Origin of the sequence: Brevibacterium sp. SMBL_HHYL_HB1, from assembly GCF_018208375.1 — a bacterium.
In the GTDB taxonomy this organism is placed as follows: Bacteria; Actinomycetota; Actinomycetes; order Actinomycetales; family Brevibacteriaceae; genus Brevibacterium; species Brevibacterium intestinavium.
On the sequence record NZ_CP062936.1, the window covers coordinates 3,890,131 to 3,903,142 of the forward strand.

A 13,012-nucleotide genomic window follows, 5' to 3' on the forward strand; every position below is an offset into this window, starting at 1 on the left:
GCTCGACGCCAGGCTACTGAAACGCCGACAGCTCGACCTGCGACTGAAAGCTCTGGTTGCATACCGAGCTCTGTGTCGCAGGTCGAGCTGTCGGCGGAGGTCCCGCTTCACGGGGCTGTCGGCGGAGGTCCCGGGTCACCGCTTCGGGCGCAGCTCCAGGCCTTTGGCCTCGGGATCCTCGGGCAGGTCGACCACGACGGTGTCACCGTCGACGACGTCACCGGCCAGCAGCGCGCGGGCCAGCTTGTCGCCGATCTCGCGCTGGACCAGGCGACGCAGCGGTCGGGCGCCGAAGGCCGGATCGTAGCCTTCGAGGGCCAGCCAGTCCTCGGCCCCCTGAGTGACCTCGAGTGAGATCCGACGATCGGAGAGCCGCTGGGACATGTGCTCGATCTGCAGATCGACGATCGAGGCGAGTTCGGCCTGGTCGAGTGCGTCGAAGAGCACGATGTCATCGAGGCGGTTGAGGAACTCGGGTTTGAACGTCGAGTGCACGATGTCCAGCACCTTCTCCCGCTGTTCCTCATGCGACAGCGATTTGTCGACGAGGAACTGCGAACCCAGGTTCGAGGTCAGGATCAGGAGGGTGTTCCTGAAGTCGACCGTGCGCCCCTGACCGTCGGTGAGCCGACCGTCGTCGAGGACCTGCAGCAGGATGTCGAAGACGGAAGGGTGGGCCTTCTCCACCTCGTCGAGCAGGACGACGGAGTACGGGCGACGACGGACCGCCTCGGTGAGCTGGCCGCCTTCGTCGTAGCCGACGTAGCCGGGAGGGGCACCGACGAGGCGGGAGACCGTGTGCTTCTCACCGTACTCGCTCATATCGATCCTGATCAGGGCCTTCTCGTCGTCGAAGAGGAAGTCCGCGAGCGACTTCGCCAGCTCCGTCTTGCCCACACCGGTGGGACCGAGGAACAGGAACGAGCCCGTGGGACGATCCGGATCGGCGACACCGGCCCTCGAGCGGCGGATGGCGTCGGAGACCGCGGCGACGGCGGTCTTCTGCCCGATCAGCCGCTGACCGAGGACGCCCTCCGCCCCGAGCAGCTTCTCGACCTCGCCCTGCATGAGCCGGCCGGCGGGAATGCCCGTCCAGGACGAGACCACCTCGGCGATGTCATTGCCGGAGACCTTGTCCGAGACCATCGGATCCGAGTTCTGACCGGCTTCGGCCTGAGCCTCTTCGGCTTCGGCCTCGGCGATCTCCTTCTGCACGGCCGGGATCTCGCCGTAGAGCAGACGGGACGCGGTCTCGAGGTCCGTGTCGCGCTGGGCCCGCTCGGCGGCAGACCGCAGCTCGTCGAGCTTGGTCTTGAGCTCACCGACCCGGTTGAGGCCGGCGCGCTGGGACTCCCAGGTCGCCTCGAGGCTGCGCAGCTGCTCCTCCTTGTCGGCGAGATCGGCGCGCAGGGCGCCGAGGCGCTCGAGCGAGGCAGAGTCCGTCTCCTTCGCCAGGGCCATGTCCTCCATCTTCAGGCGGTCGACGGCGCGGCGGAGCTCATCGATCTCGACCGGAGCCGAGTCGATCTCCATCCGCAGCCGGCTGGCCGCCTCGTCGACGAGGTCGATGGCCTTGTCGGGCAGCTGCCTGCCGGTGATGTAGCGGTTCGACATCGTGGCCGCGGCCACGAGGGCGCCGTCATTGATCGAGACCTTGTGGTGGGCCTCGTAGCGCTCCTTGAGTCCGCGGAGGATCGCGATCGTGTCCTCGACGCTCGGCTCGCCGACGAACACCTGCTGGAACCGGCGCTCGAGGGCAGGGTCCTTCTCGATGTTCTCTCGGTATTCGTCGAGGGTCGTGGCACCGATCATCCGCAGCTCACCGCGGGCGAGCATCGGCTTGAGCATATTGCCGGCATCCATCGAGGAGTCGCCTCCGGATCCGGCGCCGACGATCGTGTGGAGCTCATCGATGAACGTGATGATCTGGCCATCGGCGTTCTTGATCTCCTCGAGCACGGCCTTGAGCCGTTCCTCGAACTCGCCGCGGTACTTCGCCCCGGCGACCATGGCCGACAGGTCGAGGCTGATGAGCGTCTTGTCCCGCAGGGATTCGGGCACGTCTCCGGCGACGATCCGCTGGGCGAGGCCTTCGACGACGGCGGTCTTGCCGACGCCGGGATCACCGATGAGGACCGGGTTGTTCTTCGTTCGGCGGGAGAGCACCTGCACGACGCGGCGCACCTCCTTGTCACGGCCGATCACCGGGTCGAGCTTGCCCTCGCGTGCGGTGGCGGTGAGGTCGATGCCGAACTTCTCGAGCGACTGCATGGTCTCCTCGGGGTTCTCCGAGGTGACCTTCTTGCCCCCGCGCAGATCCGGCAGGGCGGCGGCCAGGGCATCACGGGAGGCGCCGGCCGAGCGCAGAGCGTCGCCGGCACCGTCCTTCCCGGCGGCCGCGGCCAGCAGCAGGTGCTCGGTGGAGACGAACTGGTCTCCCAGTGTCGTCATCTCCTCCTGCGCGAGGTTCATCATCTCGAGCCCGGCCCGTGACAGGCTGGGTTGGCTGACCGAGGTGCCGCTGACGGTGGGGAACCCGCCGATCACGGATTCGATCGCCGTCAGCACCGCCTGCGGGTCCGCGCCGACCTTGGTCAGCAGGCTCGAGGCGAGCGAGTCGGGCTGCTTCAGCAGAGCGGCGACGAGGTGGGCGGGCTCGACCTGGTTGTTGTGCCGAGCCACGACATCGTTGACCGCCGTCTGCAGGGCCTCCCTGGATTTGGTTGTCATCTGTGCGTCCATACGCATCTCCTTCTTGAGAAAGTTTCGCTGGAATCAGCTCTCGAAGAGAACAACACCGACAAAGTTGAGTCTATTCCACTCAACTTTGAATTCGGAAGTCACCGGTTCGGAAGTCACCGGCACGGTCGCGGTCGTTCTAGCGGATGATCACGGACTGGAGATCGAAGCGGCGCAGCACCCGATCGGCGATCTCCGGGTCCGTGCCGCGTTCACGGCGGGCGCGCAGCACCTCGGCGCGGGCGGACTGCATCGCCCGCTTCTGCACCGCGATCATCAGCTTCCGGTTCTCCTTGAACGAGGCGGCCTGTTCGGAGCTGACCTGGTCATCGGTCGTACCGGCGAGCTGGTCGTGGAGGCTCTTGAATCGGGTGCGCAGCGGTTCGACGACCTCGTCCGGCAGGGACTCATCGGACCTGATCTCACGCATCGCGGCCCGGTAGGCGCGCAGAGCGATCTCCTTGGTCGCCTCCCGTTCCTTCTCCGCCTCGTCATCGATGCCGAGTCCGTTGACCACGGCGGGGAAGGTCAGGCCCGCGAGGACGAGGGTGACGAGCAGGACGATGACGGCCGCGACGACGATGGACGACCGTCCGGGGAAGGGTTCGCCGGTGGCGGTGGTCGCCGGAATGGACAGGGCCAGGGCGATCGTCGCGAGCCCGCGCATCCCGCCCCAGGTCATGAGCGTGGCGTCGCGGACATTCAGCGGAGCGGCATCGGGGTCCTCCTCGCGGCGCCTGCGTTCGAGGAGGGTGCCCAGCAGCAGCCAGGCGAAGCGGACGGCGATGACGACTGCGGCGATGATGAGCCCCACGCCGGCGGCTCGGCCGAGGTTCGCGTGCTCGGATTCGATGATCATGCGCAGATCGAGCCCGATGAGTCCGAAGGCGATGCCGGTGATGAGCATCTCGAGGACCTGCCAGGTCGAGTTCTGGGTCACGCGCTCGGCGGAGTTGCCCTCGACGTCGCGGCGCCGGACCTCGAGGGCGGCGACGACGACGGCGATGACCCCGCTGGCGTGGAAGTGCTCGGCGATGAGGTAGACGCCGAAGGGCAGCATGAGCATGAGGGAGGAGCGGGCGATCGTGTGGTCGATCTTCTCCATCACCGACCAGACGATGAAGACGACGATGAGGCCGATCGCGACCGCGACCACAGCGGAGATGAGGAAGGACAGGATCAGTTCGGTGAAGTCCACCTCGGTGCCGGACAGGGTCGCAGCCATTGCGGTCTGGAAGATCACGAGGGAGGCGGCGTCGTTGAACAGTCCCTCGCTCTGCAGGGTCGACATGATCCGGCGGGGGATCGACACCGTGCCCGCCACCGCATCGACGGCCACGGGGTCGGGCGGGGCGAGCATCGCACCGAGCGCGATCGCCGCGGAGATGGTGATCCCGGGGATGAGGAGCAGAGCCGATCCCGCAACCGCCGCGGCTGTCACGCCGACGAGGGCCACTGCCATGCCGAGGATCGTGCGCCAGCGGATGGCGAAGAGCGCCCACGAGGTCTTCTGGGCCGCGGCGAAGAGCAGCGGGGGCAGGAACAGCGGCAGGATGAGCTCGGGTTCGATGGTGATGTCGGCGAAGTTCGGGATGAAGGCGCCGGCGATGCCGATGAGCACCATGAGCGCCGGCCAGGGCAGCCGGAGCCTCTGCCCCAGACCGACCACCACCGAGGTGGCCGCTCCGAATCCGATGATCATCAGCAGCGTGGTCATCTTCGTCTCCCTCGCGTTTGGCCCGTCTGAACTGGGTCGATGAGGTTCACGGGCAATTCGGAGACATAGGTTCCGCCGCGCAGGGGCAGCCCTTTGACAGAATGTGACTATGTCCGAGTCAATTGTAGTCGCCCCGCTCGACGACGGTGTCGTGGCGGTGACGATCGATGCAGCCGAAACCCGCAACGCCCTGTCCCGTCACATCATGCGCTCGCTCATCGACACCCTCGCCGAGGTGGGGCGGGACACCGATGTGCGCGCGGTGATCCTCCGCACGGCCGGTCACGTGTTCAGTTCCGGCCACGACCTCAAGGAGATCCGCGGGGCCGATCCGGACGACCAGCAGGAGCTCTTCGCCATCTGCTCCGAGCTCATGCAGCTGATCCAGCGGATCCCGCAGCCGGTCATCGCCCAGGTTCAGGGGGTGGCCACGGCCGCCGGATGCCAGCTCGTGGCCAGCTGCGATCTCGCGGTTGCGGCCGCCTCGGCGAGATTCGCGACGCCCGGGGTGAGGATCGGCCTGTTCTGCTCGACGCCGATGGTGGCGCTGTCGCGTTCGGTGCCGGCGAAGACGGCGATGCGGATGCTGCTGACCGGAGATTTCCTCGCCGCCGATCAGGCCCTGAACTTCGGTCTCGTCTCCGACGTCGTCGACGACGACGAGCTCGAAGACGCCACCGAGGCCCTGGCCCATCGGGTCGCGTCGGTCTCGTCGGCTACAGTTGCCATAGGGAAGTCGGCATTCTACGAGCAGCGGGAACTGCCTGTGGACGAGGCCTATGAGCGGATGTCGCAGGTGATGGCGCACAATGCGGTCACCGTCGACGCGCAGGAGGGGATCGACGCGTTCCTGAGCAAGCGCGAACCTCGGTGGCGGCACCGGGGTGCGGATGCCGGCGCTTGAGAAGGATGCCGGCGATTGAGAAGAGAGAGGGACAGTCGTGGCGGTGATTGTGACCGGAGCCAGCGGCTTCATCGGTGGGGCCATCGCACGTGCCTTCGCCGACCGGGAGGAGCCGGTCTATGCGCTGTGTCGTCGTGACCCGCAGATCCCGGGAGTCAGCCACCAGCACTGGGACATCACTCAGCCGGCACCGGCAGCCGTCCAATCATTGGCGGGCAAGGCCACAGCGGTCTTCCACTGTGCGGGCGTGGCCTCGGTCAGCGCCGATGACGACGAACTCTACGGCGTGCGCGTGACCGGGACCAGGAACGTCCTCGACGCGTTCCCCCAGGCTCGCATCGTCCACCTGTCCTCGACGGCAGTGTACTCGATGGCCGACACCGAGACCGAACTGTGGGAAGAGGCCGGCCCGAAGGACCCCACGGAATTCCCCGATGCGTACTCCCGGACCCACGCCCTGGCCGAGCTGCTTGTGGCACGGATTCGCCCGGATGCCGCGATTCTGCGTCCGGCCGCGGTCTACGGCCCCGGTGAGACGATGTTCATGCCGTATCTGGCGAGCCTGGTGAAGAAGGGCGTGCTGCGGCTGCCCGGCGGGGGACGGCAGAAGCTGACGCTGACGCATGTCGACAATGTCGTGCGGGCCGCGCTCGCCTGTCTCGACGTGTCCTCGGCGGCGGGCCCGTTCAACATCGGCGACCCCACCCCGTACCGACTCAAGGACGCCGTGGTCACGCATTTCGCTCGGATGGGCTACGAGCAGGTCGTCATCGACACAGTGGCGAAGGACAAGGCGCTGGTCACGGCGAGGCTCGGACTCAGGGTCAAGCGCGTGTTCAAGCGCGGGAACCGGACCAGGCTCGCCCTCGTCGAGTTCCTCCAGCACGACCGGACCTTCAACCTCTCACGCCAGCAGAGGGTGCTCGGCATCTCGACGACCCAGCACCTCATCCCCTCCCGGTTCCAGTAGCCGGATTCCCGGTCCCGCCGCAGACGGTCGTGCCGCAGACGGTCGCGCCGGACGCGGCCTCTGGGAGCGCGGGTTCCCGCCCCGGCGGCCGCGGACTCAGCGTCGGAGGCCGTGCTGGGCGGCCACGATCTTCGACATCAGTCCGCGGGGAAGGATCCTTTTGAGCAGGAACGGCAGCGGTGCACGGCTGCCGACGGCGTAGAGCTCCCGCGGCCGGGGCGAGATGACGGCATCGACGATCGTGGCCGCCACTGTCTCGGGTGCGATCCCGTCGCGCTCATTGCGGTCGAGATGCTCGAGCATCGTGGACACATCGGTGGCATAGACCGAACCCTCATCGAGGTACTTCGTCCGCCGCAGCCCGATCCCGGTCGCGATCGATCCGGGCTCGACGACGCTGATCCACACGCCGAAGGGGCTGAGCTCCTGACGGGCGGCCGTGGCGAAACCGGCCAGCGCCGCCTTCGACGCCGCATAGGAGCTGCGGTGGGCCAGCGGGAAGCTCGCCAGCATCGATCCGACCATGATGATGCGGCCGTGTCCTCGCCTGCGCATGCCGGGAAGGACGAGCTGGCTCAGACGCACGGGTCCGAAGACATTGGTCTGGAACAGGCGGTCGATGGCGGCGCTCGGCAGCTCCTCGAACGGACCCGATTGGCTCTCGCCGGCATTGTTGATGAGCACATCGACCGCGCCGATCTCCTCGCCGAGCTCCTCTGCCAGTGCGTCCGGCCCATCCGGGTCGGACAGATCGAGTCGCAGATAGCGGACACCGGACACGCGCTGCTCCGGGGCAAGACGCTCGGGGTCACGGCTGGTCGTGATCACCGTGCAGCCCTTGGCCGCCAGGGCTGCGACAACGGCCCGTCCGATGCCCGAGGTGCCGCCGGTGACGAGGGCGGTGAGATCGGTCTGTGCCATCTCAGGTCTCCTTTCGTGTCGACGCCGAGGACGCGAGGAAGCGACCGACCCGCAGACCGGAGAAGATGCACCCGCCCAGGAACGTTCCCTCCAGCGCGTTGTAGCCGTGCATGCCGCCTCCGCCGAAGCCGGTGACCTCACCGGCGGCGAAGAGCCCGGGGATCGGTGCCCCTCCTGCCCCGATGACCTGACCGTCGAGGTTCGTCTCGAGCCCGCCGAGGGTCTTGCGCGAGAGCAGACTCAACCGCACCGCGATCAGCGGCCCGTGCGCCGGATCGAGGATCCGGTGGGGTCTGACCGCTCGGACGACCTTGTCGCCGAGGTAGGCCCGGGCATTGTGGATCGCCTGGACCTGCGCGTCCTTGGAGAAGGCGTGGTCGGTCTGCCGGTCGCGCTGCCTGATCTGGCAGATGAGCCGATCGTGATCGATGACCGGTCCGCGGGAGCGCTCATTCATCCCTGCCACGAGCTCCTCGGTCGTCTCGGCCACGACGAAGTCGGGCCCGTAGTCCTTGAACGCCTCGATCGGCGCCGGGGCGTCGGAGGAGCGCACCCGATCGAGTGTGATGCGGATGTCCTTCTCCGTGAGGTCCGGGTTCTGCTCCGAGCCCGAGAGCGCGAACTCCTTGCGGATGATCGACTCGTTGAGCACGAACCACGAATAGTCGTAGCCGGTCCGAAGGATCGCGGCCATGGTGCGGTTGGTGTCGAACCCGGGGTAGTTCGGGGCCGGGAAGCGGTTGCCCTCGGCGTCGAACCACATCGACGACGGTCCCGGGATGATGCGGATCCCGTGGTCCGGCCAGATCGGATTCCAGTTCTCGATGCCCTCCGTGTACGCCCAGATCCGGTCGCGGTTGATCAGGTTGGCTCCGGCGTCTTCGGAGATCTGCAGCATCCGCCCGTCGACGTGGGCGGGAACACCGGCGAGCATCCTGTCCGGGAACCGGCCGAGGCGCTCGGTCGGCCAGTGCTTCTCCATGAGTTCGAAGTTGTGTCCGATCCCGCCGCTGGTGACGATGACGGCCGGAGCCCGCAGTTCGAAGTCCGCGACCTCCTCCCGGTTCGAGGCGACTCCTCGTCCCGTGTGGCTGGCCGCGAGCACCCGTCCGCGGACGCCGACCACGGCACCGTCCTCGGTGATCAGCTCGTCCACGCGGTGGCGGAAGGCGAAGTGGACCAGCCCGGCGGCCTCGGCGGCCTCGACGGGTTCGCGGAAGACCCGCACCACCTCGGGGCCGGTGCCCCAGGTGAGGTGGAAGCGGGGTACGGAATTGCCGTGCTCTCCGGCCCCGGAGCCACCGCGTTCGGCCCAGCCGACGATCGGAGTCAGGCGCAGGCCCAGGTCGCGCAGGTACTGCCGCTTCTCGCCTGCGGCGAATTCGAGGTACGCCTCGGCCCACGCCCGCGGCCAGCGGTCCTCGTCGCGGTCGAATCCCGCCGAGGTGGCCCAGTCGGCCGAGGCCAGTTCGAGGGAGTCGCGGACGCCGAGGCGGCGCTGCTCGGGGGAGTCGATGAGGAAGAGCCCGCCGAGTGACCAGAACGCCTGCCCGCCGAGGTTGGCGCGGTTCTCCTGGTCGATCACGAGGACGCGCCTGCCGGCCCGGGTCAGTTCATGCGCGGCGACGAGTCCGGCGAGTCCGGCGCCGACGATGATCGTGTCGGGGCGGGTGCGGTCCCGGTCTGCGGACGAATGATCGCTGCCCTGGGGTGCGCTGCCATTGGAACTCATCACCGACTCCTCTGTCGCTGTCGCCGGCGCATGGGCCGGCTCATCGTGCGCATATGCCCGACGGCCTCGAGCCGATCAGACATACGCGCAGTTACCTGCCAGTACAGGCCAGTATCGCAGATTCTGCGCGGAATCGGCTCGCGGCGCAGCGTGCGGAGGCTCAGCCGTTGAGGGGCCGACTCACGGCGAAGGGGGCGGATGCTCAGCCGTTGAGCGTGTGCTCCAGCCAGTCGGCGGCGGCCGAGAACGACTCGTCCGTGGTCGTCGGATCGATCGGCACGAGCTCACCGTCGGCGCTCGGGTAGCTGCCGAGGAAGGACAGTTTGAGTGCCGCTCGGTGGACGCCCTGCAGCGCTTCGGCCATCCGGGATTCGCGGATGTGGCCGAGCAGGTCGATGGAGAACTGGTAGAGGCCCAGCCCGTTGCCGGTGGGGCGGGACTCGATGCGGGACATGTTGATGCCGCGGCTGGAGAACTGTTCGAGCAGTTCGAGCAGCGAACCGGCCCGGTCCGAACGCAGCGCGGCCACGACGGTGGTCTTGTCGGCCCCTGTGGGGGCCGGGATGGGGCCCGGACGGGTGACGACGACGAAGCGGGTCACGGCATCCTGACGGTCTCCGATGTCTTCGGCGACGACCTTGAGGCCATAGCGTTCGGCTGCCAGCGCCGGGCAGACGGCTGCCACATGATCGCCGGCGTCGTTGGCCAGATCGCGGGCGGCCGCGGCCGTCGAGGATGTCGGAATGTAGACGGCGGTGGGGAAGTTCTCGGACATGAAGGTCCGCACCTGGGCCTCGCCGTGAGGATGGGAGCCGAAGGAGGTGACCTGCTCCCGGGAGGTTCCCGGCTTCACGGCCAGCACGAAGCGCACGGGCACGAGCACCTCGGCGATGATCTGGAGGCGACCGTGTTCGGTCAGCGCATCGATCGTCGCCGGCACACCGCCTTCGACCGAGTTCTCGATCGGGACGACGGCGGCGTCGCAGTCGCCTTCGGCGACCGCGTCGAGCGCCGAGGGGGCGTTGCGCATCGGCTGCGTCGAGGCGGTGTCCCGCAGTCCCTGCGAGTCGAGATATTTGAGCAGGGCCGCCTCGGTGAAGGTGGCCTCCGGGCCGAGATAGCCGAATCGCCTCGGACTCACTTGCCACCCTCTTTCCTGTCGTGATCGGTGCGCTCGGACTGCGGTCCGGCCGTGCCGGACCGCTGCGGTCCCGGCCCGGTTGCCCCGGACCGATTGGCCCGGAGGCGGCGAACGAGGAGAGCGCGGGCGACATCGCGGTACTGGGCGGCCCGGTGCAGCTGCGCTCTGAGGTCGCGGCCGGTGACCCGGTGGTGGAGATCGCATTCGACCTCGGTCACTCGCAGTCCGGCGTTGACGACATCGATGGTCATGGCTGCCTCGACGCCCCAGCCGGCGGCGAAGGGCAGGGCGGCGTCGAAGGCCTCCCGTGTCAGGCAGCGCATGCCCGACAGCGGCTGGGTCGCCTCGAAGCCGCTGAGCTCGGCGATGCCCTTCTTCGCCAGCCCGACGACGAAGCCGAACCCTCCGCCCCTGCGCTTCTGCGCGGGCAGGATCGCGATCGTCATATCGGCCTGCCCGGCCAGGACCGGATCGGTCAGAGGCGCAGTGCCGACCGCGGAGTCCTCGAGGTCGCCGTCGATGAACAGCAGCGCTCGATGGTTCGGATCGGCACCGAGATCGGCATCGGAGATCTCCCGGTTGCGCAGAGCGAAGGCCCCGGTCATCATGGCCGCTGCCTTGCCCTTGTTCTTCGGGTGGGTGACGACCTCGGCCCCGGCCCGCCGGGCCAGGGTGCCCGTGTCATCGCTCGATCCGTCGTCGACGACCATGACGATGTCGGCCCCGGGGATCCGCTTGGCCGCGGTCACGGTCGCGCCGATGCGCTCGGCCTCGTTCATCGCGGGGATGATGGCGGCGACCGCCTCGGGGGCGGGGTTCGGATGTGCACTCATGCGTTCTCCTGTCCGACGCGTACGCCGGCCAGGGCAGGGCCACGGTGCGCTCCGTGACTCAGCCCGCCGACGCGCGAGTCGCGGATGTCAGTGGATGGTCAGCTGGCGGGACACGATGCCTGAGCGGACGCGGCGGGCCTCGGTGCTCATCGGCTCGGTGGTGTTCAGCGCCTCGTCCATGCGCTCGCCGAATGCGGCGATGGGCTCTTCGACGTCGTCGACCGGGGTGCCGAACTCGAGTTCCCAGACCGGGATGATGATGCCGTGGGCGCGGAAGTAGCCGAGGAAGGAACCGATGCCGCCGAGGTCGTTGGCGTTCTCGGCCTGCAGTCGGGCCATGGCGTCGACGATGCGGTCCTCACCCTCGGGGCGAGCCCAGCGGACGTAGGTGCGTCCGGACATCTCGGTCCAGTAGGCGGAGGCAACCGAGGCGAGCTTCTCCGTCGGGGCGACCGAATCGTTGGCCTGCTGGAGGGCGGCGGCGACGTCCGGATCGGTCTCGGCCTCGGGCAGCGCCCAGTAGTCGAAGTTCTCGAGCACGCGGACGTCGAAGGGGTGCGAGGTGTCGAGGATGTCCTGCAGGCGCGGGCCCTCACCGGGTTCGGTCGTCGATTCGATCGAGGTCCCGGGGGCGGCCTCGACGGCGGCGAGGATTCCGCGGGCGACGTCACGGGAGGCATCGGTCGAGGACACGGGCACCTGCATGCCGGCCAGGATCCGGCCGTCGTCACGGTGCCAGGCCTGCCAGGCGGCGGGCAGGAGCGAGGCGATCGTGACCTCGTGGCCGCCGTAGGCCCCGGTCAGCTTCGCGGTCGCAGTGGCCGCGGGCACGAGTTCGCGCAGGCAGATGATGTCCGCCTCGAACGGCAGGTCCGCGAACGGACGCGCGACGAAAGCCGTGGCCTGGGCCCGCGCGAGGCGTTTGGCGATGAGTTCTTCCTTGGAGCGCTTCGACTTCTTTCCCATGGGAGGCAAGTCTAGTCGGTGGCCCGCTCTCCGCGCGGATCGGTTCAGCCTTCGCGGGAGACCGGGATGAAGTACCGCGTGGTGTTCGACTCATCCATGCGCACCTGCAGCTTGTCGCCCGGGTGCGGGAAGGCCGAGCGCTCGGGGTTGTCGGGGGTCAGCCCGAGCGTCTCGAGACGGATGATCCCGTGCCGGCCCACCTCGTCGGCGGCGAGGACATAGGAATGGTTGAGCTCGCGGATCGTGACCTCGATGGCCGGGTCGGTGGGCTCCTCCACCTCGGCGAAGGACCGCAGGGGTGCGGCATTGCCCAGACCCAAGTAGGCGCCGACGTCATCGGCGATGTAGCCGGCCACGGAATCGGCCTGGGCCAGGAGTCCGGAGAGGATGACCGAGAGCCGCTCCTGCTGCGGATCCGATTTCAGGGCCTGGCCGGGCTTGAACAGGTGCTCCTCGGCCAGCACGCACCAGGCGTCCTGCAGGATCGTGCGCAGCTGGAGTTCGACGAGCACCGAGGGCTCGGCTTCGAAGGGGACTTCGACGATGAGATGCCGACCCCGGTAGCCGGAGGGCTTCGGAGTCGCGGAGTAGTCGCGGACCTCGGCGATGGAGAGGTTGGTGTCGTCGCCCTCGGTGAGCAGGTCCCACAGGGCCGTCTGCTCGCGTTCGGTGCGACACACGACGCGAGCGCCGACGACATCGATGACCTGGTTCTCGACTTCGACGGATTCGTGGATCTCGTCATTGGAGTCGGCGAGCTTGCGGCGCAGCTTCTCACCGGTGCGCATCCGATCCTTGATCCGCCCCTCGACCACTCGCACACGGTCACCGGACAGCAGGGGCGAAGGAGTGCGGACGGACTCGACCCAGTCGTTGACCGTCTCGAGCGCGGCTCTCCAGGTGGACTCACGTCGGTCGTAGGCTTCGTCGACCAGTTCGCGGACAGTTGCTGACATCCTCGTCACCTTCCTAGCTCCTGATTCAACTTCACCAGAAGACCGGGGAGATGTCCATGCTTGGAGCGCGGATGTTGCCGACGAGCGTCGAAGGGTGAGACGGGCGCCGAGGCGCCGGGCGAACCGGCGGTGT

10 protein-coding genes are annotated in these 13,012 nt (G+C 68.1%); 2 read left to right on the top strand and 8 right to left on the bottom strand.

What is annotated here, in order from left to right:
• Positions 1-135: 135 nt before the first annotated feature.
• Together clpB and IG171_RS17755 are read right to left on the bottom strand one after the other, a co-directional pair.
• A complete protein-coding gene (clpB, locus tag IG171_RS17750; protein WP_212128636.1) occupies positions 136-2,742 on the bottom strand; it encodes an ATP-dependent chaperone ClpB in 2,607 nt (868 codons plus the stop codon).
• A gap of 136 nt (positions 2,743-2,878) precedes the next feature.
• A complete protein-coding gene (locus tag IG171_RS17755) occupies positions 2,879-4,456 on the bottom strand; it encodes a Na+/H+ antiporter (RefSeq protein WP_212128637.1) in 1,578 nt (525 codons plus the stop codon).
• A gap of 109 nt (positions 4,457-4,565) precedes the next feature.
• On the opposite strand from IG171_RS17755, the gene IG171_RS17760 reads away from it, so the two are divergent.
• Positions 4,566-5,360: an enoyl-CoA hydratase gene (locus tag IG171_RS17760; protein WP_212128638.1), complete on the top strand. Its 795-nt coding sequence runs from the start codon at positions 4,566-4,568 to the stop codon at positions 5,358-5,360.
• 37 nt (positions 5,361-5,397) lie between these two features.
• A complete protein-coding gene (locus tag IG171_RS17765) occupies positions 5,398-6,330 on the top strand; it encodes an NAD(P)-dependent oxidoreductase (protein ID WP_212128639.1) in 933 nt (310 codons plus the stop codon).
• Between the two features lie 96 nt (positions 6,331-6,426).
• Here the strand turns inward: IG171_RS17765 and IG171_RS17770 are convergent, their stop codons facing one another.
• The 6 genes from IG171_RS17770 to IG171_RS17795 all read right to left on the bottom strand — a co-directional run bounded on the left by IG171_RS17770 (position 6,427) and on the right by IG171_RS17795 (position 12,879).
• Positions 6,427-7,251: an SDR family oxidoreductase gene (locus IG171_RS17770; RefSeq protein ID WP_212128640.1), complete on the bottom strand. Its 825-nt coding sequence runs from the start codon at positions 7,249-7,251 to the stop codon at positions 6,427-6,429.
• 1 nt (position 7,252) lies between these two features.
• A complete protein-coding gene (locus IG171_RS17775; RefSeq protein WP_212128641.1) occupies positions 7,253-8,983 on the bottom strand; it encodes an FAD-binding dehydrogenase in 1,731 nt (576 codons plus the stop codon).
• 202 nt (positions 8,984-9,185) lie between these two features.
• On the bottom strand, positions 9,186-10,124 hold the full coding sequence (gene pheA, locus IG171_RS17780) for a prephenate dehydratase (RefSeq protein ID WP_212128642.1): 939 nt from the start codon (positions 10,122-10,124) through the stop codon (positions 9,186-9,188).
• Positions 10,121-10,957 (bottom strand): glycosyltransferase family 2 protein, encoded by an 837-nt coding sequence (locus IG171_RS17785; protein WP_212128643.1) that lies wholly within the window; start codon positions 10,955-10,957, stop codon positions 10,121-10,123. The genes pheA and IG171_RS17785 overlap by 4 nt, the downstream gene beginning before the upstream one ends.
• A gap of 87 nt (positions 10,958-11,044) precedes the next feature.
• Positions 11,045-11,923 carry a DUF5926 family protein gene (locus IG171_RS17790; protein WP_212128644.1) on the bottom strand — a complete coding sequence of 293 codons (879 nt, stop codon included), beginning with the start codon at positions 11,921-11,923 and terminating at the stop codon, positions 11,045-11,047.
• A 44-nt stretch (positions 11,924-11,967) separates the two neighbouring features.
• Positions 11,968-12,879 carry a RelA/SpoT domain-containing protein gene (locus tag IG171_RS17795; protein WP_212128645.1) on the bottom strand — a complete coding sequence of 304 codons (912 nt, stop codon included), beginning with the start codon at positions 12,877-12,879 and terminating at the stop codon, positions 11,968-11,970.
• Positions 12,880-13,012 lie beyond the last annotated feature (133 nt).

Coding starts and splice junctions, on each gene's coding strand:
- IG171_RS17795 (WP_212128645.1), bottom strand. CDS start 12,879: ATGTCAGCAACTGTCCGCGAACTGGTCGACGAAGCCTACGACCGACGT.
- clpB (WP_212128636.1), bottom strand. CDS start 2,742: ATGGACGCACAGATGACAACCAAATCCAGGGAGGCCCTGCAGACGGCG.
- IG171_RS17775 (WP_212128641.1), bottom strand. CDS start 8,983: ATGAGTTCCAATGGCAGCGCACCCCAGGGCAGCGATCATTCGTCCGCA.
- IG171_RS17790 (WP_212128644.1), bottom strand. CDS start 11,923: ATGGGAAAGAAGTCGAAGCGCTCCAAGGAAGAACTCATCGCCAAACGC.
- IG171_RS17770 (WP_212128640.1), bottom strand. CDS start 7,251: ATGGCACAGACCGATCTCACCGCCCTCGTCACCGGCGGCACCTCGGGC.
- IG171_RS17760 (WP_212128638.1), top strand. CDS start 4,566: ATGTCCGAGTCAATTGTAGTCGCCCCGCTCGACGACGGTGTCGTGGCG.
- IG171_RS17785 (WP_212128643.1), bottom strand. CDS start 10,957: ATGAGTGCACATCCGAACCCCGCCCCCGAGGCGGTCGCCGCCATCATC.
- IG171_RS17755 (WP_212128637.1), bottom strand. CDS start 4,456: ATGACCACGCTGCTGATGATCATCGGATTCGGAGCGGCCACCTCGGTG.